The organism is Frondihabitans sp. 4ASC-45, assembly GCF_049472575.1.
Lineage (GTDB): Bacteria > Actinomycetota > Actinomycetes > Actinomycetales > Microbacteriaceae > Frondihabitans.
Window position 1 is genome coordinate 186,881 of the sequence record NZ_JBCEBN010000001.1, and the last position, 23,679, is coordinate 210,559.

The 23,679-nt window shown below is 69.0% G+C and carries 22 protein-coding genes; 15 read left to right on the forward strand and 7 right to left on the reverse strand.

Going from position 1 to position 23,679, the window contains the following annotated elements; genetic code table 11:
• Window positions 1-49 precede the first annotated feature (49 nt).
• Both VH571_RS00875 and VH571_RS00880 read left to right on the forward strand, forming a co-directional pair.
• Window positions 50-715: a PadR family transcriptional regulator gene (locus tag VH571_RS00875; RefSeq protein ID WP_423262870.1), complete on the forward strand. Its 666-nt coding sequence runs from the start codon at window positions 50-52 to the stop codon at window positions 713-715.
• Between the two features lie 221 nt (window positions 716-936).
• Window positions 937-2,376, forward strand: a complete 1,440-nt coding sequence (locus VH571_RS00880) for an MFS transporter (RefSeq protein WP_423262871.1) — start codon at window positions 937-939, stop codon at window positions 2,374-2,376.
• Window positions 2,377-2,490: 114 nt separating this feature from the next.
• On the opposite strand, the gene VH571_RS00885 is transcribed toward VH571_RS00880, so the two are convergent.
• Window positions 2,491-3,183 (reverse strand): NAD(P)H-hydrate epimerase, encoded by a 693-nt coding sequence (locus VH571_RS00885; protein ID WP_423262872.1) that lies wholly within the window; start codon window positions 3,181-3,183, stop codon window positions 2,491-2,493.
• Between the two features lie 57 nt (window positions 3,184-3,240).
• Between VH571_RS00885 and VH571_RS00890 the strand changes: the two genes are divergently transcribed.
• From VH571_RS00890 to VH571_RS00900, 3 genes are all read left to right on the forward strand, one after another.
• Entirely contained in the window at window positions 3,241-4,041 is an 801-nt protein-coding gene (locus VH571_RS00890) for an alpha/beta fold hydrolase (RefSeq protein ID WP_423262873.1), read from the forward strand.
• 146 nt (window positions 4,042-4,187) lie between these two features.
• Window positions 4,188-5,525 (forward strand): M18 family aminopeptidase, encoded by a 1,338-nt coding sequence (locus VH571_RS00895; RefSeq protein ID WP_423262874.1) that lies wholly within the window; start codon window positions 4,188-4,190, stop codon window positions 5,523-5,525.
• Between the two features lie 180 nt (window positions 5,526-5,705).
• On the forward strand, window positions 5,706-5,906 hold the full coding sequence (locus VH571_RS00900; protein WP_423262875.1) for a hypothetical protein: 201 nt from the start codon (window positions 5,706-5,708) through the stop codon (window positions 5,904-5,906).
• 165 nt (window positions 5,907-6,071) lie between these two features.
• On the opposite strand, the gene VH571_RS00905 is transcribed toward VH571_RS00900, so the two are convergent.
• A complete protein-coding gene (locus tag VH571_RS00905; protein ID WP_370544429.1) occupies window positions 6,072-6,281 on the reverse strand; it encodes a PLDc N-terminal domain-containing protein in 210 nt (69 codons plus the stop codon).
• Window positions 6,282-6,524: 243 nt separating this feature from the next.
• On the opposite strand from VH571_RS00905, the gene VH571_RS00910 reads away from it, so the two are divergent.
• The 3 genes from VH571_RS00910 (at window position 6,525) to VH571_RS00920 (ending at window position 8,970) form a co-directional block, all read left to right on the forward strand.
• A complete protein-coding gene (locus tag VH571_RS00910) occupies window positions 6,525-7,472 on the forward strand; it encodes an ABC transporter ATP-binding protein (protein WP_123941729.1) in 948 nt (315 codons plus the stop codon).
• Window positions 7,469-8,359 (forward strand): ABC transporter permease, encoded by an 891-nt coding sequence (locus VH571_RS00915; RefSeq protein ID WP_423262876.1) that lies wholly within the window; start codon window positions 7,469-7,471, stop codon window positions 8,357-8,359. Before VH571_RS00910 ends, VH571_RS00915 begins: the two co-directional genes overlap by 4 nt.
• A gap of 122 nt (window positions 8,360-8,481) precedes the next feature.
• Entirely contained in the window at window positions 8,482-8,970 is a 489-nt protein-coding gene (locus tag VH571_RS00920; RefSeq protein WP_423262877.1) for a glutathione peroxidase, read from the forward strand.
• Window positions 8,971-9,009: 39 nt separating this feature from the next.
• Here the strand turns inward: VH571_RS00920 and VH571_RS00925 are convergent, their stop codons facing one another.
• A complete protein-coding gene (locus VH571_RS00925; protein WP_423262878.1) occupies window positions 9,010-9,915 on the reverse strand; it encodes a helix-turn-helix transcriptional regulator in 906 nt (301 codons plus the stop codon).
• 102 nt (window positions 9,916-10,017) lie between these two features.
• Between VH571_RS00925 and VH571_RS00930 the strand changes: the two genes are divergently transcribed.
• Window positions 10,018-10,710 carry an SDR family NAD(P)-dependent oxidoreductase gene (locus VH571_RS00930; RefSeq protein WP_423262879.1) on the forward strand — a complete coding sequence of 231 codons (693 nt, stop codon included), beginning with the start codon at window positions 10,018-10,020 and terminating at the stop codon, window positions 10,708-10,710.
• 82 nt (window positions 10,711-10,792) lie between these two features.
• Window positions 10,793-11,122 carry a hypothetical protein gene (locus tag VH571_RS00935; RefSeq protein WP_423262880.1) on the forward strand — a complete coding sequence of 110 codons (330 nt, stop codon included), beginning with the start codon at window positions 10,793-10,795 and terminating at the stop codon, window positions 11,120-11,122.
• A 37-nt stretch (window positions 11,123-11,159) separates the two neighbouring features.
• Here the strand turns inward: VH571_RS00935 and VH571_RS00940 are convergent, their stop codons facing one another.
• Both VH571_RS00940 and corA read right to left on the reverse strand, forming a co-directional pair.
• Window positions 11,160-11,522 (reverse strand): hypothetical protein, encoded by a 363-nt coding sequence (locus tag VH571_RS00940; RefSeq protein ID WP_194603758.1) that lies wholly within the window; start codon window positions 11,520-11,522, stop codon window positions 11,160-11,162.
• Window positions 11,523-11,698: 176 nt separating this feature from the next.
• Entirely contained in the window at window positions 11,699-12,697 is a 999-nt protein-coding gene (corA, locus tag VH571_RS00945) for a magnesium/cobalt transporter CorA (RefSeq protein ID WP_423262881.1), read from the reverse strand.
• An 86-nt stretch (window positions 12,698-12,783) separates the two neighbouring features.
• On the opposite strand from corA, the gene VH571_RS00950 reads away from it, so the two are divergent.
• Genes VH571_RS00950 through VH571_RS00960 form a run of 3 tightly spaced genes read left to right on the forward strand, consistent with a single transcriptional unit; the run spans window position 12,784 to window position 18,730 of the window.
• A complete protein-coding gene (locus VH571_RS00950; protein WP_423262882.1) occupies window positions 12,784-13,392 on the forward strand; it encodes a 4'-phosphopantetheinyl transferase family protein in 609 nt (202 codons plus the stop codon).
• Entirely contained in the window at window positions 13,389-17,441 is a 4,053-nt protein-coding gene (locus VH571_RS00955) for a Pls/PosA family non-ribosomal peptide synthetase (RefSeq protein WP_423262883.1), read from the forward strand. The genes VH571_RS00950 and VH571_RS00955 overlap by 4 nt, the downstream gene beginning before the upstream one ends.
• Window positions 17,438-18,730, forward strand: a complete 1,293-nt coding sequence (locus VH571_RS00960) for a M1 family metallopeptidase (RefSeq protein ID WP_423262884.1) — start codon at window positions 17,438-17,440, stop codon at window positions 18,728-18,730. Before VH571_RS00955 ends, VH571_RS00960 begins: the two co-directional genes overlap by 4 nt.
• A 1,159-nt stretch (window positions 18,731-19,889) precedes the next feature.
• Here the strand turns inward: VH571_RS00960 and VH571_RS00965 are convergent.
• A complete protein-coding gene (locus VH571_RS00965; RefSeq protein ID WP_423262885.1) occupies window positions 19,890-20,417 on the reverse strand; it encodes a GNAT family N-acetyltransferase in 528 nt (175 codons plus the stop codon).
• Window positions 20,418-20,524: 107 nt separating this feature from the next.
• The gene (locus VH571_RS00970; protein WP_423262886.1) at window positions 20,525-21,970 is read right to left on the reverse strand and encodes a DHA2 family efflux MFS transporter permease subunit; all 1,446 of its coding nucleotides are present in this window, start codon (window positions 21,968-21,970) and stop codon (window positions 20,525-20,527) included.
• A gap of 139 nt (window positions 21,971-22,109) precedes the next feature.
• Between VH571_RS00970 and VH571_RS00975 the strand changes: the two genes are divergently transcribed.
• Both VH571_RS00975 and VH571_RS00980 read left to right on the forward strand, forming a co-directional pair.
• Window positions 22,110-22,697, forward strand: coding sequence for a TetR/AcrR family transcriptional regulator (locus tag VH571_RS00975; protein ID WP_423262887.1), 588 nt, complete (start codon window positions 22,110-22,112; stop codon window positions 22,695-22,697).
• Window positions 22,698-22,774: 77 nt separating this feature from the next.
• A complete protein-coding gene (locus VH571_RS00980) occupies window positions 22,775-23,461 on the forward strand; it encodes an endonuclease/exonuclease/phosphatase family protein (RefSeq protein WP_228514196.1) in 687 nt (228 codons plus the stop codon).
• The last annotated feature ends 218 nt before the right edge of the window (window positions 23,462-23,679 follow it).

A 23,679-nucleotide genomic window follows, 5' to 3' on the forward strand; every position in this document is an offset into this window, starting at 1 on the left:
TCATTCGCCCCGCCCCCCACTTTTTTACTCTTCACGAAAGGAGTACCCCATGGGTACCCACTACGAAAACCACAGCAATCACAACGACAGCCACGACGGTCCCCAGCGCCGCCACCACGACGACCGCCCCACCGGGCGCAGCGATTTCGGGCCCTTCCGCGGCCGTGGCCGCGGCTTCGGCGGCGGCGCGATGGGCATGGGCATGGGCCCCGGCTTCGGCTTCGGCCCCGGCGGCCCCGGCTTCGGCTTCGGCGGCCCCGGTCGCGGTGGCCGCGGTCGTGCCCGCAAGGGTGACGTGCGTCTCGCGATCCTGTCGCTGCTCGCCGACGCTCCGGCCAACGGCTACGGCCTCATGAAGGCCATCGGCGAGCGCACCGACGGCGCGTGGCGCCCGAGCCCCGGCTCGGTCTACCCGACCCTGCAGCAGCTCGTCGACGAGGGCCTCATCACGGTCTCGGGCGAGGGCCGCCAGTCGGTCTACGAGCTCACCGACGAGGGCCATGTCTATGTCGGCCAGCACGGCGACGAGATCGCCAAGGCCTGGGGCGACGCGACCGAGACCGACGCCCACCACGACGAGTTCATCGGTTCTGCCGTCAAGCTCGCCGGAGTCATCAAGCAGTTCGCCTTCGATGCCACGCCGGAGCAGCGCACCGCCGGCAAGGAGAAGATCGACGAGCTGCGTCGCGCGCTCTACACGATCCTCGCCGACTGAGCCCTGGCGGGCTGAGCTCGTCAACCGCGCCTAAACCCTCGCGGGAAGGCCTGCGAGGTGGTCCCACGACCACCTCGACGGCTGCCCGCGAGGGTTTTCGTCGCTCCACAGGCTTTTGCACACCCCGCAGGATTTTCCGGACAGCGGCTTGCCCCGCGACTATCGTCACCTCGAGTTGCACCACCCATCGGCGGTGCGCCCACCGCGAGAGGGAGAGACGGATGTCGACTGCGACGAACACCGGAGGGCCGGTGAGGAGCCTCGTTCCGGCCCGGATGGACCGCCTGCCCTGGACGCGATTCCACTGGTCGATCATCGTGGGCCTCGGTATCTCATGGGTGCTCGACGGGCTCGAGATCCAGATCGTCGCCTCGAACGGGTTCTCCGACGAGTTCAACATGACGTCCGGGCAGATCGGTGCCCTTGGCACGACCTACCTCCTCGGCCAGGTGGTCGGCGCAATCGTCTTCGGCCGCCTCTCCGACAAGCTCGGCCGCAAGAAGCTCTTCATCCTCACGCTCGTGATCTACCTCGTCGGCTCCGGTCTCGCCGGCCTCTCCCCCGCAGTCTGGTTCCTGTTCGCGATGCGGTTCGTCGCGGGTCTCGGCATCGGCGGCGAGTACGCCGCGATCAACTCGGCCATCGACGAACTGATCCCCGCGAAATACCGCGGCCGGGTCGACATCGCCATCAACGGCACCTACTGGGGCGGCGCTGCCCTCGGTGCGGCCACCAACTACTTCTTCCTGAACCGCGCGATCTTCGACGTCAATGTCGGTTGGCGGCTGGCGTTCTTCATCGGGCCGGTGCTCGGGATCCTGATCATCTTCCTGCGCCGCAACATCCCGGAAAGCCCGCGGTGGCTCATGACGCACGGCTACGAGAAGGAGGCCGAGGCCACCGTCGACGACATCGAGGCACGGGTGACGCGCGAGGGCGGCCACCTCGAGCCGGTCGACGACAAGCTCGCCATGGAAGTCAAATCGACCGACAGCATCCCGTTCAAAACGATCATGCACGTGCTGTTCAAGGTGTACCCGAAGCGGACCCTCGTGGGTGCCACGATGATGATCACGCAGTCGTTCCTCTATAATGCGATCTTCTTCACGTACGCGCTCGTGCTCACGAACTTCTACGGTCTGAGCGACAGCAACGCGCAGCTGTACTTCTTCCCCTTTGCCATCGGCAACCTGGTTGGGCCGCTTGTGCTCGGACCGCTGTTCGACACGATCGGCCGTCGCAAGATGATCTTCAGCACCTACTTCATCTCGGGTGCCGTGCTCGCGGTCTCGGCCGCGCTGTTCAGTGCCGACCTGCTGACCGCCACCACGCAGACGATCTTCTGGTGCGTCGCGTTCTTCTTCGCCTCGGCCGGTGCGTCGAGCGCCTATCTCACCGTGTCGGAGATCTTCCCGCTCGAGATCCGCAGCCAGGCCATCTCGTACTTCTTCGCGATCGCGCAGATCTTCGGGGCTATCGCACCCGTCGTCTACGGCGCGCTCGTGGGCGAGGGTACCGACCGCGGCCCGCTGACCATCGGCTACTTCCTCGGCGCGGGCATCATGATCGTCGGAGCCGTGGTCGCCGCGATCTTCGGCGTCGACGCCGAGCGCAAGGGCCTCGAGTCGATCACGCAGCCGCTGAGCGTCGTGAAGCCCTAGGGCCGGGGCGCCTGGCACCACATTTCGGGCATGACACCGTCGATGGGCGGAGTCATGCCCGATTTGTGGTGTCGGGCCGCCTTGTGGTGTTGGGCGGCTGCGGGTGTCGGGCGGCTACGCCACGACGACGGGCTCCACGCCAGACAGGTCGAGCCCGATCTCGACGAGATGCACCCGACCAGCGAGGCCGGAGGCCGGCGGCAGCAGCAGCCCGGCCTTGACGGCGCCGAACGTCACGGTCACGAGCGCCGGCAGCACCAGCCGATCGGGCACGCTGCCGTCGTCCGGCCCCACACCCGAGGGCACGTCGACCGCCACCACAACGGGCGCACCGGCCATTCGCATCAGCACCCGCGGGCGAACGGCCTCGACGACGTCGCGGGCGCGACCACGAAGCGAAGGATCCGGGGCGGCGCCGATCCCGAGGATCCCGTCCACCACCACATCCACGCCGCTCAGCACGGCCGCGAAGGCGTCCGAACCGACCGAGGCGTCGCGCGCGGAAGCCGACGCGCCCGCAGCAACCGCGGCGGCGAGCCCAGCGTCGTGGACGCGCGAGCCGGTGGTGAGAATCCGCACGTCGTGCCCCGCTTCGGCGAGCGCGGCCCCGGCGTAGAGCGCGTCTCCGCCGTTGTCGCCGGATCCTGCGATCACCAGCACCACGCCCGGTGTCGTTCCTCGCGTGGCGAGCACCCGTTCGATCTCGGCCGCAAGTCCAGCTGCGGCGCGCCCCATCAGCGGCTCACCGCGGTCGAGCAGAGGTTTCTCGGCGGCGCGGATCTGGTCGGACGAGTATCCAAAAGTCATCCCGCCATGCTGGCACCGCGGTCGCTACAGCGCTCCGCCGCACGCCAGAATGGTCTGATGCGTGCGACCACCCGAAACCCGACCGACGGCACCGAAATCGCCTACGAAGTCTCAGGATCCGGCGACCCTCTGCTCCTCGTGCACGGCTCGGGCCTGTCGAAGGGAACCTGGCGCGGCCTCGGCTACCTCCGCGACCTCGAACGTGATTTCACGGTCATCGCCGTCGACCTCCGCGGCCACGGGCGCAGTGGCAAGCCGCACGACGCGGCGTCGTACCAGCCGGAGGCATTTATCGCCGACGTGTTCGCGGTACTCGACGCCACCGGCCTCGGCCCGGTGCACTTCGTCGGCTATTCGATCGGTGCCCGCATCGGCCTCCGGATCGCCGCCGCGAACCCTGAGCGCCTCCGTACCCTCACGACGATCGGCGGATCGTTCGAGGCGATGACCGACAAAATCGCGCTGACCTTCTTTCCGACCTGGCGTGAGGCGCTCGACACCGGGGGCATGGACGCCTTCGTCGAGGCGTGGGGCGCCCACCGGGGCCAGGCGATCGACGCTTCGACAGCTCTCGCCTTTCGGCAGAACGACCCTGTGGCGTTGCGCGCGTACTTCGACGGCATCGAGGCCGCCGAGCCGCTCGGCCTCGACGGGGCTGCGGCGATCACCGTGCCGACCCTGCTGCTGGCCGGCACCGACGACCCCGACCGCTTCCGGCAGTCGCGCGAGGCCGCCAAGCGCATGGCGACCGCCAGCTTCTTCGAGCTGATCGGCCAGGATCACAGTTCGTCGCTGCTGCCCGTCGACGAAGTGTGCGACCTGATCCGCACCTACGTCGAGCTGCAGGGCGCCGCGTAGCCCGTGCGTGCGTGCGTGCGTGCGTGCGTGCAAATTTGAAGGAGAAACCGCCGGGCGACCCCCGCCGATCGGCATGACTGCGTTCAGCCGAAGGTGTTTCTCCTTCAAATTCGGCGGCGGGGCGCATCTGAGGCAGTCTTGACGGCGTGACTACCGCGCCCGACACCTCCAATCACGGCAACACCTCGCACGACACCCACGCCCTCGATACCCACGTCGCCGACTTCGCCTCGTTCATCCAGGCCTCGCCGTCGTCGTACCACGCTGCAGCCGAGGCCGCCCGGCGTCTGACCGAGGCCGGCTTCGACAGGCTCGAAGAGCGCGACGCCTGGCCGGCAAGCCCCGGCCGCCGCTTCGTCGTGCGCGACGGCGCCGTCATCGCGTGGATCCAGCCGACCAACGCGACGCCGACCACCCCGTTCCGCATCGTCGGCGCGCACACTGACTCCCCCTCGTTCAAGCTCAAGCCGAACCCCGACACGGGCAGCCACGGCTGGTTGCAGGCGGGCGTCGAGGTCTACGGCGGTCCTCTGTACAACTCGTGGCTCGACCGCGATCTCGAGTTCGCCGGTCGTCTCGTCACCCGTGACGGTTCGGTGCACCTCGTGCGTTCCGGTCCGGTGCTCAGGATCCCCCAACTCGCGATCCACCTCGACCGCGGGGTGAACGACGTACTGACCCTTGACCCCCAGCGGCACCTGCACCCGATCGTCGGCGTGGCCGGTGGCACGGGACGAGGATCCGACATCCTCGCCGAACTCGCAGCTCTCGCCGGTATCTCGGCCTCCGACGTTCGCGGGCACGACGTGCTCGTCGCGGACACCGCGGCTCCCGCCCGCCTCGGATTCGGCGGCGAGCTCCTGGCTGCGGGCCGCATGGACAATCTGACCAGCGTCCACGCCGGGCTCACCGCGCTGCTGCGCGACGCCGACGCCCTCGCCGACTCCGATTCGATCGCCGTCTTCGCGGCGTTCGACCACGAGGAGGTCGGCTCGGAGAGCACCTCGGGTGCCAGCGGGCCGTTCCTCGCGAACGTGGTGGCTCGGGTATCGGCGAGGCTCGGCGCCGACGAGGCCGACCGGATTCGCGCTCTCGCCGGATCCTGGTGTCTTTCGTCGGACGCCGGCCATGCCGTGCACCCGAACTACCCGGAACGCCACGACGCCGGCAACCGACCCGTTGCGAACGGCGGCCCGTTGCTCAAGATCAACGCGAAGCAGCGGTACGCCACCGACGGCCCGGGCAGCGCGGAGTTCGCCGCCGCGTGCGAGCGCGCCGGGGTGCCGTTCCAGCCGTTCGTGTCGAACAACGCCGTTCCCTGCGGGTCGACGATCGGACCGCTGACCGCGACGCGCCTCGGCATCCGCACCATCGACGTCGGCGTGCCCCTGCTGTCGATGCACTCCGCCCGCGAACTCGCGGGGGTCGAGGATCTCGTGTCGCTGGCTGCTGCGGCCGGCGCGTTCTTCCGCGGCCGCGACTGAGTAGGCCTCCCGCACGTGCGGAGGTTTGCATAGGCGTCGTCTTTACTACTCGCACGAACGCACACGCGTCAAGCCTCCGCGCTCCACTTGATGCCGACTCGACCATCTGTCATATTCGTTTGCATGATGCTATACGGGAGCCTGTGGGGCGGTTCACGGTGAGCTGGAGCGGTCGCGGCCATGACGAGTAGCTACTCGAGTGATCCGCGTGTGCCGCCGGTGCACGTCGAGCATCTCGGCAAGCGCCGCAGGCCTTCTCCGCAGGCTGCAGAAGAGCTCCCGCCCGTGAGGCCGTCGGCCGATCAGGGCCCCTCGTATGAGGACTTCCTCGAGCTCGAGTCCGAGCCCGGCACCGACGAGCTCCCCACCCAGGCCGGCTAGCTCGCGCTTCCTCCCCCTGGCGCCGCGCCCGCGAGCCCCCGCGCCGCGCCGCAAAGCCGCTGACGCACCCCGTCTGGCCAATTCCGGGCTGGCAACCGGGGGTCCTTTGGCCATCCGGGGGTGCGTCACGCTTCGGCGGCGCACCCGCCGCTCACCAAGGCCGGACTACCGGCGTACGGCGGCGATCGCGCGTTCCGCTCGCGACGTCTGCGACCCAACGAGGTACCAGGCGAGTGATCCGATCAGCGGCACGCAGATGATCGCCCCAAACCAAGCGATACGAGCCCACTCACCGACTGTGCGCGATCTCCATACCTCTGCGAAGGCCACGACTGTAAAGGCCGCGTAGCCGAGCAAGACGAGACCCGCGACCACGCCTATTCCGGTCGCTGTCGGTGACGAAAAGTCCAAGATTAATCTCCTTTAATTCGACGTGACGCTGAAATTGATCTTTAATGTATCAAGCGCTAAGCCGCCTCACACCTCAAAATCGACCAGGATCCGTGGATCCTCGTGGTCATTTTTGAGGTCTCACGCAAGGTGCCACAGGGCGTGGTACCGCAGGACGATGTGGCCGCGACCGATCGCCAATAGCGTCAGAGCCATGGAGCAAACAGCATGATCCACGCACAGAATCTCACCAAGCGCTACGGCGACCGGGTCGCACTCGACCACGTGTCGTTCGACGTGAAGCCCGGTATGGTCACCGGGTTCCTCGGGCCGAACGGCGCCGGCAAGTCGACCACGATGCGCCTCATCGTCGGCCTCGACCGCGCCTCCGAAGGAGACGTGACCGTCAACGGCAAGCACTACTCCGAGCACCGCGCCCCTCTTCGCGAGGTCGGCGTCCTGCTCGACGCGAAGGCCGTCCACCGCGGACGCAGCGCCTTCGACCACCTTCTCGCAATGGGTGCCACCCACGGCATCGGCAAGAAGCGCGTCGACGAGGTCATCGCGCTGACCGGCCTCGAGTCGGTCGCCAAGAAGCGTGTCGGCGGGTTCTCGCTCGGCATGGGGCAGCGCCTCGGCATCGCGGCAGCACTGCTCGGCGATCCGGCGACGCTGATCCTCGACGAACCGGTCAACGGTCTCGACCCCGAGGGCGTCGTCTGGGTGCGTAACCTCGCCAAGCACCTCGCTCGCGAGGGTCGCACGGTGTTCCTGTCGTCGCACCTCATGAGCGAGATGGCTCAGACCGCCGACCACATCATCGTGCTCGGTCGCGGCCGCGTCATCGCCGACGAGTCGGTCGACAAGGTGCTCGCCCGTGCCAAGGGCGACGGCGTCCGCGTCCGCACGCCCCAGGTCGCGGAACTCACTCCCCTCCTCAACACGGCAGGGGTCACCGTGACGGGAACCGCCGCAGACCTCCTCGAGGTGCACGGCCTCCCGTCGTCGCGCATCGGCGAGATCGCCGCCTCGCAGGGCCTCGTGCTGCACGAACTCACGCCGCTCGCCGGCTCCCTCGAAGACGCCTACATGGCGCTCACCGCCGACGAGGTGGAGTACCGCGACACCGCGGCCGCCCCCTCGACCGCCACCAAGAACCCGGAGGTCGTGCGATGAGCACCGCTACCGCTCCTGCACCCAGCCGCTCGTCGACGCACTTGACGCTGTCTCGATTGACGTTCGGCGGGATCCTCCGCTGCGAATGGATCAAGCTCCGCTCGCTGCGCTCCACCTTCTGGTGCTACCTGCTGATCCTGGTGCTGAACATCGGCTTCGCCGCGCTGGTGGCGTCGGTCGGTGTCGGAAGCGGCGGCGGGCCGGGTGACGGCTCGACGACATCCGCGGCGGCAGGATCCGGCATGGCCAACGCTACGGTCGCGGTCACTCTCGGAATCAACTTCACTGTGCTCATCGCCGCCGTGCTCGGCGCGCTGATGATCACCGGCGAATACGGCACCGGCATGATCAAGTCGACGTTCGCCGCCGACCCCCGCCGCACCGGCGCGCTGTTCGGCAAGGCGATCGTGTTCGGCGTCGTGACCTTCGTCGTCGGCCTCGTGTCGCTCGTCATCGCGACACTCGTCGCCACTCCCCTGCTCGACTCGGAGAGCAACATCTCGATCGATTGGTCTGACGGCAGCTTCTGGCTCGCCCTCGTCGGCGGGGCCGGGTTCTTGGCTCTCGCAGGGCTGATCTCGCTGTTCCTCGGCGCGATCATCCGGGCGAGCGCCGGTGGTATCGCGGCGGGCATCGGCCTTCTGTTTGTCATGCCGATCGTGCTCCAGATCTTCACCGGTCTGACGAGCGCGAAGTGGGCGGCGAACATCGCATCGTTCCTGCCGTCGAATGCGGGCGGACTCATGTTCGGCTACAGCGCCGGCGAGGCGAAGGTCGTCGACGGGATCGTCACACTCGATCAGTTCTTCGGGTTCCTGGTGATGGTCGGCTGGGTGATTCTCACGGGCATCCTCGCCGTGATCCTGGTGAAGCGCCGCGACGCCTAGCGCCTACGCCTCACGGCTGAGTATCGAGATCGCACTTGTGGTCGGGGACACCCGACGACAAGTGCGATCTCGGCGTTGAGGCACGCGGTGGGCGCGACAGGTGTCGGTCGTAGGCTGGACGCATGAGTCTCTACGACATCCCCGTCGACACCGCGACCGGCGACACCACGACGCTCGGCGCCTACGACGACAAACTGCTGCTGGTCGTCAACGTCGCCAGCCGCTGCGGGCTGACCCCGCAATACGGAGACCTCCAGCAGCTCCAGGAGAAGTATCGCGAGCGCGGCCTGCAGGTGGTCGGATTTCCGAGCAACCAGTTCAATGGCCAGGAGCCCGGCACGAACGCCGAGATCCAGGAGTTCTGTGTCGCGACCTACGGCGTCGATTTTCCGGTCTTCGCGAAGGTCGACGTCAACGGCGCCGATCAGCACCCGGTCTACGGCGAGCTGACGCAGGTCGCAGACGCGACGGGCGAGGCCGGCGACGTGGCCTGGAACTTCGAGAAGTACCTCGTCGCCCCCGGCGGCCGGGTCGTCGCCCGTGTTCGCCCGCAAGAGAGCCCCGCGGCCGACGAGTTCGTTGCTCTGGTCAAGGCGAACCTCCCCGCCTGACTCCAGCGAAGCGAAGCCGCGATGAGGGCGCAGGATCCGCTACACCGACCCCGACCCGGCCGATGCAGAGGGCTGCGCCTCGAGCGCCGACACCGCTGCCACCGCCGACACGCGCAGGAAGTCGAGCTTGTCGGCCGCGGACGAACCCACCGCGGCCGTGTACGCCACGATCCGGAGGTCCGACCCGGCGGCGCTGAACACGTCGCAGTCGAGCTCGATGTCGCCGACGAGCGGGTGCAGGATCGTCTTGCGCTCCGACTGGTGCTCGGAGACGGCGGCGGTCGCCCACATAGCGGCGAAGCGGGGGCTCGAGACGAGCAGGTCGTCGACCAGTCGTCGCACTGACTGGTCGTTCGGGTACCGCCCGTGCACCCCGCGCAGGTCGGCCACCAGCGAGCGTTGCAGATGCTCGGGGTCGCCGCTCGCCGACCGCACGGGATGCCCCTCCGGCCCGGCCAGGAGAGTGCCGCCGAACGACGCGCGCAGCAGGTTGCGCTCGCCCGCCGCCAGGGTGGAGGGGTTACCGAGCAGGGCCGCCCAGAGCGGACTCCAGGTGAGTAGCTCCCACGATGCGGTGAAGACTGCCACGGGGGTGGCTCCGAGGCGGGCGACGAGGCGCTGCACCCCGGGCGGGATGTGTCGCGGCAACTCGCCCCGCGACGGCGGCAGCAGGCCGGCGACGACGAAGAGGTGGTCGCGCTCCTCGCTGGTCAGCTGCAGGACACGGGCGATCGATGCGACGACCTGATCGGACGGGTTGCGAGACCGCCCCTGCTCCAGCCGCACGACGTAGTCGACGCTCAGCCCGGCGAGGGCGGCGAGCTCCTCGCGGCGCAGACCGGCGGCCCGGCGGTTGGGGCCCGCTGGCAGCCCGACGTCGGCCGGTGAGAGTCGATCGCGCCACGACTTGAGCAGGCCGGCGAGATCGCCGTGAGGATCCGACATGGTCACCATTGTCTCCCCGCCCGGCGTCGACAGGGTGGTACCGCGGGTCCGTCCCCTGACCGGAGCCTGGGCGACGCTCGGTGCGGGGCGCAGACTCGAACCATGACAACCACACTCATCTCAGGAGCCAACAAGGGTCTCGGCTACGAGACCGCCCGCCGCCTCATCGAGGCCGGCCACACCGTCTGGATCGGCGCCCGCGACACCGCCCGAGGACAGGCCGCCGCCGATGCTCTCGGCGCCCACTTCGTTCAGCTCGACGTCACCTCCGACGCCTCAGTCGATGCGGCCGTCGCGACGGTGAAGGCCGCCGGCGGCCTCGACGTACTCATCAACAACGCCGGCATCACCGGACCGCAGAAAGACGCTGCCGACATCGCCGGCGATGACGCCGCTCTCGTCTTCGGAACGAATGTCGTCGGGATCGTGCGGCTGACGCACGCCTTCCTCCCGCTGCTGACGGCCTCCGCGGCGCCGACCATCGTGAACGTGACCAGCGGTCTCGGATCCTTCGCTTCGGTGCACGACCCCGACCGCATCGAATCGACGGTCATCGCGCCGCTCTACACGGCCTCGAAGTCGGCCGTCACGATGCTGACGGTGCAGTACGCGAAGGCGCTGCCCGGGATCGCGGTGAACGCAGCCGACCCCGGCTATACGGCGACCGACCTCAACGGCAACTCGGGGCACCAGACCGTCACCGAGGGCACCGACGCCATCGTCGAGCTCGCCACCCGGGGTGCTGGCGCGCCGAGCGGCACCTTCATCGACCGCGACGGAGTGGCCGCCTTCTAAGGGTTGCGGGCTGTCGGAAGCACAACAGGTGCCGCCGACAGCCCGGAGTTGCGTGTTCACCTTCGTAGGCCACAATGTGCTCGTGACCAAGAAGATCGACACAGCCCTGAAAGATCTGACCAAGGCCCTCGAGAAGCACGCGCAGATCGTCGGCCTCAAGCCCGTCCCGCGCAAGAAGGCCGGCCGAGCCGCCGCCGAACTGCGCAGCGCGGCAGCCGCCTACGCGAACATCGTCGAGGCCAAGACCGGCCAGACGAACCCGTTCATCGACTTCCTCGACCCGGCGACGATCGACTCGCTGTCGAAAGAGCGCGAGCTCATCGTCGCGCACAAGGCGGCCGAAGACGACGCGCAGAAGAAATCGGAGAAGAAGTCCGACACCGTTGAGTCGAAAGCCGCCGATCGCGAGTAGCGCCTAGTCGGCTGCGGCTGCGGCTGCGGCGGCTGCGCTACAGCGTCCAGTCGACCATTGCGACGAAGCGGCTGCCGATGTCGTCGACCTCGGTGCGCGAGTACCCCTCGGCCGGCGCAGGGACCTCGTCCGCCCCATGGAAATCGCACGAGAGGTACGTCCACTCCGGCCACCACTTCTTGGGGCGCACGTCTTCGGAGAAGCCGCAGACGACGCACTCGAGGTGGGCCCAGACGGGCTTCTTGCCCGTGCGGTTGGCACGGGACTGCACGAGCCACGCCGGCGGATCCTGCTCGATAGCTGCCAGCTCGGTCTCGCTGAGGCGAGCCGGGATGCCGTGGCGCGTCGCCATCTCGAGGGGGATGTCGAGGCGGAGGGCGGCGTCGCGGCGTGTGGGCATCCGACCACTCTAGGCGGGTGGGCGTCCACGATCTGCTGATGCTGCAGGTGGCACGGCGCGACGCTGCTGCCGAATTTGAAGGAGAAACCTGCTGGCGAGGGCCGCCGATCCGCATGTTCTCGTCAGCAGGCCGCGGTTTTTCCTTCAAATTCGGACGAGGTCGCCCGGGCCCAGCCTCAGAGCCAGCGCCGCGACCGGAACACCCAGAAGAGGCCGAACCCGGCGGCGACCATCAGCAAGAGCGCGAACGGATAGCCGAAGCGCCAGCTCAGCTCGGGCATGTGCGTGAAGTTCATGCCGTAGATCGAGGCGATCAGCGTCGGCGTGAACAGGATGGCCGCCCACGACGAGATCTTCTTGACCTCCTCGTTCTGCTGGATGCTCTGATCGGTCTGCCGACGCGTGACGATGGTCGCGTGCACGGTCAGCGCGTTGTCGAGGATCGCCCGGAACGACGAGACCCGCTCGACGATGAGCAGCGTGTGGTCTTGCACGTCGCGGAGCGAGCGCTGCAGCTCGACGTCGACGCCGTACTTCTCGCTGCCGCGCTGCAGCCCGTCGAGCATCTTCACGAGCGGAACGACGGCGCGCTGAAAGTTGATGACCTCGCGCGACAGGTTGTAGATGCGCTCCGAGAGGCCGGTGCTCTCCTCGTTGAAGAGGTCGTTCTCGATCTCGTCGATGTCGTTCTCGAGGCCCGCGATGACGGGTTCGTACTCGTCGACCACCTGGTCGAGGATCGCGTAGAGGACCGCTTCGGGGCCGAGCGCCAGCAGATCGGGCGATGCCTCCATGCGGTGGCGCACCTTCATCAGGTCGGGCGACTCGGCGTGACGGATCGTGACCACGAACTCCGGGCCGAGGAAGATGTGCAGCTCGCCGAACTCGACGGTCTCTTCGCTGTCGATGTAGCGGGCGGGGCGGAGCACGGCGAAGAGGATGTCGTCGTACCGCTCGAGCTTTGCGCGCTGATGGCCGAGCAGGGCGTCCTCGACGGCCAACGGGTGCAGGTCGAACTCGGCCGCAACCGAGCGAATCTCCTGCGGACTCGGCCGATAGAGGCCGATCCAGCCCATGCCGCCGCCCTCGTGCATGAGCCGGTAGGTCTCTTCGAGGCTCGCGGGGGTCTGGGTACGTTTCCCGGCGACGTACACGCCGTTGTCGATCAGTGGCATGCCGACCAGGATGCCCCCTGCGGGTGAACGGCGCGTGGGTGGCGCGCCGCGGGTGGGCGGCTGCGGCGACTGGGTAGCGTCGAGCCATGGCGGACGTGTACCTGATCGACCTCGACGCCGCGAGCGCGCCACCGGAGGGTGCGTCGACCCCGCTCGACGCGGCAGAACGAGAACGAGCGGGGCGATTCCGCGACGAGCGCGACCGGCGGCGGTACATCGCGGCGCACATCGCTCTGCGGGAGGTTCTCGGCGAGACGCAAGGGTGCGACCCGGCGAGCGTTCGGATCCTGCGCGCGCCCTGCGTCGTCTGCCTCGAACAGGACCACGGCAAGCCGTTCGTCGACGGCGGCCCCTACTTCAACCTGTCGCGATCGGGTCGGTGGGCACTGATCGCGATCGCCGACGAGCCGGTCGGCGTCGATGTCGAAGAACCGCAGGATCCGGGGCGCCTCGACGCAATCCGGGCCGACGTCCTTGCGCCGGGTGAGACGACGAGCGGCACCCCCGACGACCTGCTCCGCATCTGGGTGCGGAAGGAAGCGCAGCTCAAGGCGTCCGGAGACGGTCTCACACGGTCGATGGCGTCGTTCTCGGTCGACCCCCGTGTGGTCGACCTCGTGTTGCCGCACGGGCTGGTGGGCGCGGTCTGGTTCACGAGCGAGACACCCGCGACCACTAGGGTGCGACACCGATGAACACCTTCGAAGGCGGCCCGGGTCTTCTGCTGGGCACCGCGCGCACCCCACCGACCCGCACCCTGATCGCCGTGCTGCGGCAGACCGTCGCCGCTTTTCCCGAGGCGTCGGCGCTCGAAGACGACCGCGGCGCTCTGAGCTACCGCGAGCTCGCGGCCCAGGTGCGGGCCGCGGCCGGCGTTCTGACGGCGGCCGGAGTCGTGCGAGGCGACCGAGTCGGCGTACGCATGCCGTCGGGCGACCGCTTCCTGTACATCGCGATCCTCGCGGTGCTGACGGCCGGTGCCGCCTACGTGCCGGTCGACGCCGACGACCCGGAGGAACGCGCGACTCTCGTCTTCGGCGAGGCCGGCGTGGTCGGAGTGATCGGCGCCGGGGGCCGGTTCGAACCGACCGGTCAGGGCACGGAGACACCGGGACGAGCTCGCCCCGCGGCGATCTTCGCGCAGGACGCCCCGCACCGCAGCACGGCCGACGTGACCGATCCGGCGCTGGCCGCGCAGGCCCCGACGCCCGACGATGACGCCTGGATCATCTTCACCTCGGGCTCGACCGGAACCCCCAAGGGTGTCGCGGCGAGCCACCGGTCGGCCGCCGCGTTCGCGGACGCCGAGGCCCGCATGTTCCTCGCGGGCGACGGCGTCGACCCGCTCGGACCGGGCGACCGTGTGCTCGCCGGATTGAGCGTCGCCTTCGACGCCTCGTGCGAAGAGATGTGGCTGGCCTGGCGGAGCGGCGCCTGCCTCGTGCCCGCACCGCGCTCGCTCGTCCGCACCGGAGCCGACCTCGGGCCCTGGCTCGTGCTGCACGGAATCACCGTCGTCTCGACCGTGCCGACGCTCGCCGGGCTCTGGCCCGCCGAGGCGCTCGAGAGCGTGCGGCTGCTGATCTTCGGCGGCGAGGCGTTGCCGCCCGACATCGTGGACCGGGTCGCCGGCGACGGTCGCGAGGTCTGGAACACCTACGGTCCCACCGAGGCCACCGTCGTCACGACCGGCTCGCTCGTGCTGCCGGGCGAGGTCGTGCGCATCGGCCTGCCCCTGGACGGCTGGGACGCCGCGGTCGTCGACAGCGACGGCAGGCCCGTCGCGGAGGGCGAGGTCGGCGAGCTGATCATCGGCGGGGTCGGGCTCGCTCGTTACCTCGACCCGGCAAAAGACGCCGAGAAGTACGCCCGCCACGAGGCGCTCGGCTGGGAGCGCGCCTACCGCTCCGGCGACCTCGTCCGCTTCGAGCGAGCGGGTCTGGTGTTCCAGGGCCGCGCCGACGATCAGGTCAAGGTCGGCGGTCGCCGCATCGAGCTCGGCGAGATCGAAGCCGCGCTGCTCGCCCTCGCGGGAGTGGGCGGAGCGGCCGCGGCCGTGCGCACCACCGACGCCGGCAACCGGATCCTGGTCGGGTATCTCGCAGTTCAGGATCCCACGGGGTTCGACCGCAGCGCAGCTCTCGACCGCCTGCGCGACGAGCTGCCCGCAGCCCTCGTGCCGCTGCTCGCCCTGGTCGAGGGCGACCTCCCGACCAAGACGTCCGGCAAGATCGACCGCGACGCACTGCCGTGGCCGCTCCCCGCGACAGGCCCGACGGCAACGGGCACGGCCGGAGCGGCCGACGGGGCGAGTGACGGGATGACGCCCGACGAGCAGCTGCTGGCCGCCGACTGGCAGGCGGTGCTGGGGCTCGCCGTGACCGACCGCGACGTCAACTTCTTCGACCTCGGGGGCGGATCCTTGGCTGCCGCGCAGCTCGTCGCCCGAATTCGCGAGCGCGACCCGGAGTTCACCGTCGCCGAGATCTACGCGCTGCCCCGGTTCGGCGCGATGGCCGACGAACTCGCTCAGCGCGGCGGAAGCGACGAACTCGCTCAGCGCGGCGGAAGCGCGGCCGTGAACGACGACTACCACCGGCCCGCGCCGACTCCCCTGCGCATGCAGTGGGTGCAGACGGTGCTCGGTCTTCCGCTGCACATTCTGAGCGGCATCCGCTGGCTCACGTATGCGTTGACTGCGTCGACCGTGCTGCGCTCGGCCGACCCCGCTGGATTCGCCTGGCTGCCAGGCGTGAGCTGGATCGTCGTCGCGGTGCTGCTGCTCGTGTTCGTCACCCCGCTCGGCCGAATGGCGATCTCAGTCGTCGCAGCGCGTCTGCTGCTGCGCGGAGTCCAGGCGGGCGATCACCCGCGCGGCGGCGGCGTGCACCTGCGGCTGTGGCTGGCCGAGCAGGTCGCGCATCAGATCGGCGCCGTCGGCCTCGCCGGAGCGCCGTGGATCAGCTACTACGCGAGAGCCCTCGGCGCGAGGATCGCGCCCGACGTCGACCTGCACGCCCTGCCACCCGTCACCGGCCTGTTGCGGGTCGGCCGGGGCGCCTCCATCGAACCCGAGGTCGACCTCTCGGGCTACTGGATCGACGGCGACGTCGTGCGGATCGGCGCCATCAGGATCGGCGCCGGGTCGACCGTCGGAATGCGCTCCACCCTGCTTCCCGGCACTCGGATCGGCAAGAACGCCTCGGTGGCGCCCGGTTCCGCCGTCTTCGGCCGCGTGCCCTCCGGCCAGGAATGGGCCGGCTCCCCCGCAGCCAGGGTCGGCAAGAACCGTGCCTGGTGGCCCGCCGACCGGCCGTCCGCGCCCAAGCGCTGGTTCGCCGCGTACGGGCTGTCATCACTCGTGCTGTCGATGTTGCCGGTGGCGTCGCTCGCGGCCGGCGGGGCTGTGCTGGCAGTCGGTGTCGCCGGATCCTCGTCTCTCTCCGATGCCTTCTGGCGCGCTCTCGCCTGGCTCGTGCCAGCCACGCTGCTCGCCGGCTTCACGGCCGCGGCGCTCGTCGTCGGGCTCGTGCGGCTGCTCGGTCTCGGCATCTCGGAGGGGTCGTTCCCAGTGCGCTCGCGCGTCGGCTGGCAGGTCTGGAGCACCGAGCGGCTGCTCGACCTCGCCCGCACGTTCCTCTTCCCGCTCTATTCGAGCCTGTTCACGCCCGTCTGGCTGCGCCTGCTCGGTGCCCGGGTCGGCCGCGACGTCGAAGCTTCGACCGTGCTGCTGCTGCCCGCGATGACGACGATCCGCGACGGGGCCTTCTTGGCCGACGACACCCTCGTCGCCTCGTACGAACTCGGCGGCGGCTACCTGCGGGTCGCCCGCGCCGAGATCGGCGAGCGGGCGTTCCTCGGCAACTCGGGCATGACCGGCCCAGGGCACCGGGTACCGAAAGACGGCCTGGTCGCCGTGCTCTCGGCGGCGCCCCGCAAGTCGAAGGCCGGATCGTCGTGGCTCGGCTCACCCGCCGTCCGCCTCCGCCGCACCGTCGCCGTCGTCGACGAGGCGCGCACGTTCCGGCCGCCCGCTCGCATCCGGGCCGCGCGCGTGCTGTGGGAGCTCGGGCGCGTGGTTCCCGTCATCGTCACCTGCCTCGTCGGCCTGGCACTCCTGTTCGCGCTCCTCGGCCTGGTCGACGCCCTCGGGGTCGGCTGGACCGTCGCGCTCTCGGGTGCCGTCATGCTCGCGACCGGGGCCGTCGCCGCTCTGATCGCGACCGCGGCTAAATGGGCTCTTGTCGGCCGCATCCGCGTCTCGGAGAAGCCGCTCTGGTCGAGTTTCGTGTGGCGGAGCGAGGTGGCCGACGTGTTCGTCGAGCTGTGCGCTGCCCCCTGGTTCGCCCAGCCCGCCGCAGGCACACCTGCTCTCGTCTGGTGGCTGCGGTCGCTCGGAGCGTCGATCGGCAAGGGCGTCTGGACCGACAGCTACTGGCTTCCCGAGGCCGACCTCGTGCGCCTCGGCGACGGAAGCACCGTGAATCGCGGCTGCGTTGTGCAGACGCACCTCTTTCATGATCGAATCATGAGCATGGACACCGTCACCCTCGACGCCGGAGCGACCCTCGGGCCGCACAGCGTCGTGCTCCCCGCCGCCCGCATCGGAGCCGACGCCACCGTCGGCCCGGCCTCCCTCGTGATGCGCGGCGAGGGTGTGCCCGTGGGCAGCCGCTGGTCGGGCAACCCGATCGGCCCGTGGCGCGAGGTCCGCTTCGCCGACTACCACGCCGTCACCCAGTGAGCCTTTCGCACACCTACCTTCCTGACAGCGGAAACCCGGGGTATCGGACGATCTCGTACGACCTCGACCTGTCGTACAGGGTCGCCACGAACCGGCTCGAGGCAACAGCTACCATTCGCGCCGTGGCCCTGGCCGACCTGCGTCGCGTCACCTTCGACTTCGTGCGCCTGCGCGCCTCCAAGGTCAAGATCGACGGCTCTCGGGCTCGCCACTCGCAGACCACCGCGAAGCTCGCCGTCGTGCCCGCCTCGCCGATTGCCGCGGGGGAAGAGTTCGTGGTCGCCGTCGACTACGCCGGAGCTCCCGCGCCCCGCTCGAGCACCTGGGGCACCGTGGGCTGGGAGGAGCTCACCGACGGCGTCATCGTGGCGTCGCAGCCGAGCGGCGCGCCCACCTGGTTCCCCTGCAACGACGACCCCGCCGACAAAGCCAGCTTCAGGATCCGGATCGCCACCGAGCAGTCGTACATCGCCGTCTGCAACGGCGAACTGCAGGGGCGCACGACGCGCTCCGGCAAGACCACGTGGGAGTACCGGCAAGACGAGCCCACCTCCACCTACCTCGCGACCGTGCAGATCGGTCGCTACGAGCTCGTGCCGGTGGCGTGGGGCGGAGTCCCGGGTGTACTCGCCGGGCCGCCCGCCCTCCGCTCGAGGATCGGCCACGACTTCGGCCCCGTCGGCGACATGATGACGCTCTTCGCCTCGCGCTTCGGGCCCTACCCGTTCCCCTCCTACACGGTCGTGGTCACCGACGACGAGCTCGAGATCCCGCTCGAAGCCCAGGGCCTCGCCATCTTCGGCGCGAACCACGCCGACGGCCGCTCCGGCTCCGACCGCCTCATCGCGCACGAGCTCGCCCACCAGTGGTTCGGCAACAGTGTCGGTGTCGCCTCCTGGGGCGAGATCTGGCTCAACGAGGGCTTCGCCTGCTACGCCGAGTGGCTCTGGTCGGAGGAGTCGGGGCGCGCGACGGCGGCGTCGCTCGCGGCCTCCACTCACGCGCGCCTGTCGCGCCTGCCCCAGGACATCGTGGTGGGCGACCCCGGCCCCGCGCTCATGTTCGACGACCGTGTCTACAAGCGTGGTGCCCTGACGCTCGCCGCTCTGCGCGGGGTCGTCGGCGACTCTCGTTTCTTCGCGATCCTGCGAGCCTGGACGGACACCCACCGCCACGGCACCGCGACCACGAGCGACTTCGTGGCGCTGGCGTCGGCTACGGCGGGCGAGCCGCTCGCGGGGCTGTTCGACGCGTGGTTGGCGCGGGAGGCGTTGCCGGCGCTGGGCTAGGGGTGTGCGGGTGCGGGTGCGTGTGTGCGTGCGGGTGCGGGTGCGCGTGCGGGTGCACGTGCGGGTGCAGGTGCGTGTGCGGTTGCATGCGCGGTTTTCAGGCATGCAGACGCGGGCGTGCGTGGCGGTGCGGGACTCCGTGGGGCGCGCGCCCACACTACTGATGCGCGAACGCCGGGCGCGGATCCTCGTGGCCTGCCCGGTTTTCAGGCATGCAGGCGCAGCGCCCGCACCCTCACGCAGAAGTACGAGGCGCACGCGCCCACACTCCTGACGCGCGAACGCCGCGCACACATCAGGCATGCAGGCGCAGCGCCCGCACCCTCACGCGGAAGTACGTGGCGCACGCGCCCGCACTCCTGACGCGCGAACGCCGCGCACACCTCAGGCATGCAGGCGCGGGCCCGCACGCTCACGCGGAAGTACGAGGCGCACGGGCCTACACTCCTGACTCGCGGACGCCGCGCACACCTCAGGCATGCAGGCGCCGGCACGCACGCTCATGTGGAAGTACGAGGCGCACGCGCCCAGACTCCTGATGCGCGAACGCCGCGCACACATCAGGCATGCAGGCGTTCAGCCCGCACGCTCATGTGGAAGTACGTGGCGCACGCGCCCGGACTCCTGATGCGCGAACGCCGCGCACACATCAGGCATGCAGGCGAAGGCGAGCGCGCCGGGGCGAGAGTGTGGAGCACCCGCGACTGAACTCCTGCTGCGCAAACGTCGGGCGCGGATCCACGTGGCCTGCCCGGTTTTCAGGCATGCAGGCGTTGAGCCCGCACCCTCACGCGGAAGTACGAGGCGCACGCGCCCACACTCCTGACCCGCGAACGCCGCTCGCACATCAGGCATGCAGGCGCAGGCGAGCGCGCTCACGCGGAAGTAGGTGGCGCACGCGCTCACACTCCTGACGCGCGAACGCCGCTCGCACATCAGGCATGCAGGCGGAGGGCGAGCGCGCCGGGCGAAAGTGTGGAGCACCCGCGACTGATCTCCTGATGCGCGAACGCCGGGCGCGGATCCTGAGCCCCTGCTGCGGCTGCGGCTGCAAATTCGAAGGAAAAACAGGCGCGCAGAGACGCAGAATCAAGGATCCGGCGGGGTTGCGAACGCGGACCTCCTTCAAATTTGCAAACCGAAGCAAGAAAGGGCGCATCTACAGCACCTTCTCGAAGCAGATGCTGAACGGGATCGTCGTGATGTACGGGTCGTAGGTGGGGATCGGGGTGTACCCGGAGCGCTCGTACAGCCGCACGGCGTCGGGCTGCATGTCGCCGGTCTGCAGGATGATGCGCGACGCCCCACCGGCCCGCGCGGCCGCCTCGAGTTCGGCCATGAGGCGCGCGCCAATGCCCGAGCCGCGGCGTGACGAGTCGACGATGACTCGCTTCATCTCCCAGTCGCCGCGCAGGTCGCGGAGTGCAGCGTGCCCGACCGGAACACCGTCGGCGTCGCTGATCAGGATGGTGACGAAGACGCCAGCCGGATCGACCGACAGCGCCCGGTGCAGCGCGGCCTCCTGCTCGGGAGTTTTCCCGGCGTCGCGGCCGGCGTACCGGATGCTCATCTCGGCGTCCATGTCGGCGCGGAGGCGTTCGGCGCGGGGATCGTTCCACTCGACGTGCTCGACCCGAAGCGACGAGCCGGAGGCGGTGGGGGCGGGGTTCTGTGCGGCAGTACTCACCCGACTATTCTGCCGCGTCCGGTCGAGGTACTCACCGCACGCAGACGCCGAACGGACTACCCGACCCGCCGCGGCAGGCCTGGTAGTCCGTTCGGGGTCGCTAGGCCCTAGCGGACAGAGACCAACTCAGGATCCGCGGCCACCCCGACCTCGACCGACGCCTGCTCCCGACGCATGATGCCCGAGGGCAGCAGCGCCGCGAGCAGCGCCGATCCGAGCAGCACGCTCGCTCCGACCAGCACGGCCGGCACAGCCGCCGACACGTAGCCGGTCGGGGTGAGCTCGCCGCCCGCCCCGACGAACACCGCGGTGAGCACCGCGATGCCGAGCGCCACGCCAATCTCGCGCAGTGTGGAGTTCGTTCCGGTGGCCTTGGCGTGATCGGCCGGGGCCATGTTGATGAGCACGGCCGTCGAGATCGGCGCGAAGACGAGGCCCATGCCGATTCCGGCGAGCACGAATCCGGGCAGCAGCGTGAGGTAGGCGACGTCGGCGTTCATCGTGAGACCGATCTCGAAGAGGCCAGCCGAGAGGAACAGCAGCCCAACCACGATCAAGAGCCGCGTGCCGACGCGCGGCGCGATGATCCCTGTGAGCGGGGCGACCACCATCGGCGCCAGTGTCCAGGGCATCGTCGCGATTCCGGCCTCGAGCGGCGACTCTCCCTGCACCACCTGCAAGAACTGGATCAAAATGAAGACCGCGCCGAAGGCCCCGAAGCTGAAGGTCATGGCCACGAGGTTCGCAAGGGTGAAGCTGCGGTCGCGGAAGAGGCGGAGCGGAAGCAGCGGAGCCTCGACCCTTGACTCCCACACCACGAAGGCGATGAGCAATGCGGCGCCGGCGATGAGGGCTGCCAGCACCTCGGTGCTCGACCAGCCCGCGTCGTTGCCGCGGACGACCCCGTAGACGACCCCGAGGATCCCGGCACCCGCGAGCAGCACACCCACGACGTCGGCTCGAACCCGCTCCCCCACCGTGTTCGGCAGCGCGTAGAGGGCGAGTGGCACGGCGATGATGCCGATCGGTACGTTCAGCCAGAAGATCGACTCCCAGCTCCAGCTCTCGACCACGGCACCGCCGATCAACGGGCCGAGGGCGACGCCGAGGCCCGAGACGCCACTCCAGATTCCGATGGCCACGGGCCGCGCCTTGTCGGACACGGAACCGACGAGGAGGGTGAGCGAGAGCGGCATGACGGCGGCGGCTCCGGCCCCTTCGAGGGCGCGCCAGGCGATGAGCATCTCGGAGGAGGTGCTGAGAGCGGCGAGCGCCGACGCCACGGTGAAGACGACGATGCCGCCGACGAAGAGGTGCCGTCGACCGAACCGGTCGCCGAGGCTGACGGCCAGGAGCATGAGAGCGGCGAACGAGAGCGTGTAGGCATTCGTGATCCACTGCAGGCTCTCGACCGAGGAGCCGAGCTTCTCGTGAATGACGGGCAGGGCGCTGGTCACCACGAGGTTGTCGAGGGTCGCCATGAACATCGGCAGGGAGGCGGCGACGAGCGCGAGCCAAAGGGGAATGCGGCGGGTGCCGGACAGTGTGGTCACGATGTTCTCCTGGGGAGCTACGGGCCGGGAGGTTGTAATCGGATGATTACTAATCGGCTGATGCCTAGACACTAAGTAATCGACTGATAACCTGTCAAGTATGAATTCGACGTCGGCAGCCCCCACGACCGAGACGCGCATGTCAGCTGCGGATCGCCGCGAGCAGATCCTCGACGTCGCAACCGGGCTCTTCGGCGATCGCGGCTTCCATGGCACGACCACCGACCAAGTAGCGCAGGCCGCGGGGATCAGCCAGCCCTACGTCGTGCGCATGTTCGGCACGAAAGAGAAGCTGTTCCTCGAGGTGCTCGACCGCGCCCTGGGGCTGCTGCTGCAGACGTTCCGCCGGATCCTGGAGTCCCCCGCGGGCGACGACGATCGCCCGATGCAGGCACGACTCGGCAGCGGCTACGTCGACCTCCTCGGAACGCGCGGGGTCCACCGCACACTGCTGCACGCGTTCGTATCGGGCAACGATCCCGTGATCGGCGCCGCCGCACGACGGGGCTTCGTCGACATCTACCGCTTCCTGCGCGACGAGGCGAAGTTCACCCCGGCGGAGGTCGAGGTGTTCCTCTCGCAGGGAATGCTCTTCAGCGTGCTGCTCGGCATCGAGCTGCCGGCGGCGTTCGGGCAGGATCCGGATGCCGACGAACTCATGCAGGTCGCCTTCGCGGACAAATGCGGGGTCGTGCTCGAAATGGCCGGTCCGGGCACGGCACGCTGAGGCACACCGGATGACGTTCCTGTGAACGCGGCGGGTTCCTGAACGCCACACCCCTCGCGAGAGGCAAGAATGTCGGAATGGAACCCGATTTGAGAATCGTCAGCTACAACCTCCGCGAGCACCTCGCGATCGGTGAGCTGACAGCACTCGTCGAGGCTCACTCGATGGATGTGCTCTGCTTGCAGGAGTGCGACAGCACCGACATCCCCGACGAGATCCTCGGCCTGAAACTTGCCGCGTCGACGAAGACGAACCGCCTGGGGCTTGCCCTCTACTACCGCGAGAGCCGCTTCGAACTGCTCGGCACGAGTCTCTTCGCCCTGATGAAGTCGATGCACGACCGCGTCATGGCGCCGGCCCACGAGCGCCTTCTTGCCGCACGACTGCGCGATCTGCACACCGGTGAAGAGATCGTGGTGGCCGACTTCCATGCCGCGCCGCTCACCGCGTCGAATGGCCTGCGCCGCAAGCAGATCGGCCTGGCTCACGAGAAGCTCAAAGAGCTCGCCGACGGCGTGCCGACTGTGATGGTCGGCGACTTCAACTACCCCTGGTTCCGCAAGGGGCTGCGGAAGCATCTCCAGAAGACCGGGTACGAGCTCTCGATCACCGACGAACCGACCTACGCGCGGTCGGGCTTCAGCGGCCACTTCGACTTTGCCACGACGATGGGGATGCAGATCGCCGGCGTGCTCTCTCTGCCCCAGGGCAAGTCGGATCACCGGCCGATCCTGCTGCTCGCGACCGTCGCAGAAAAGGTGTGAACGCTCACATACCGAGCGGAATGTTTAGCCAGGTATGTTGCAGTGGTCCGGTAATCTGATTACCATCGGAGGACGCCACTGATCCGGCGGTGGCGGGAGCTCTTTTATTCGGGTAAGAGACTCCCGCCTTTCTCTTTGCACCGGTAAGCCGTCGCGTCTGCACCGTCGGGCGCCGCGAGAACACGCCGATCGGCGCCGCGTGTACTGTCTGGAACGCC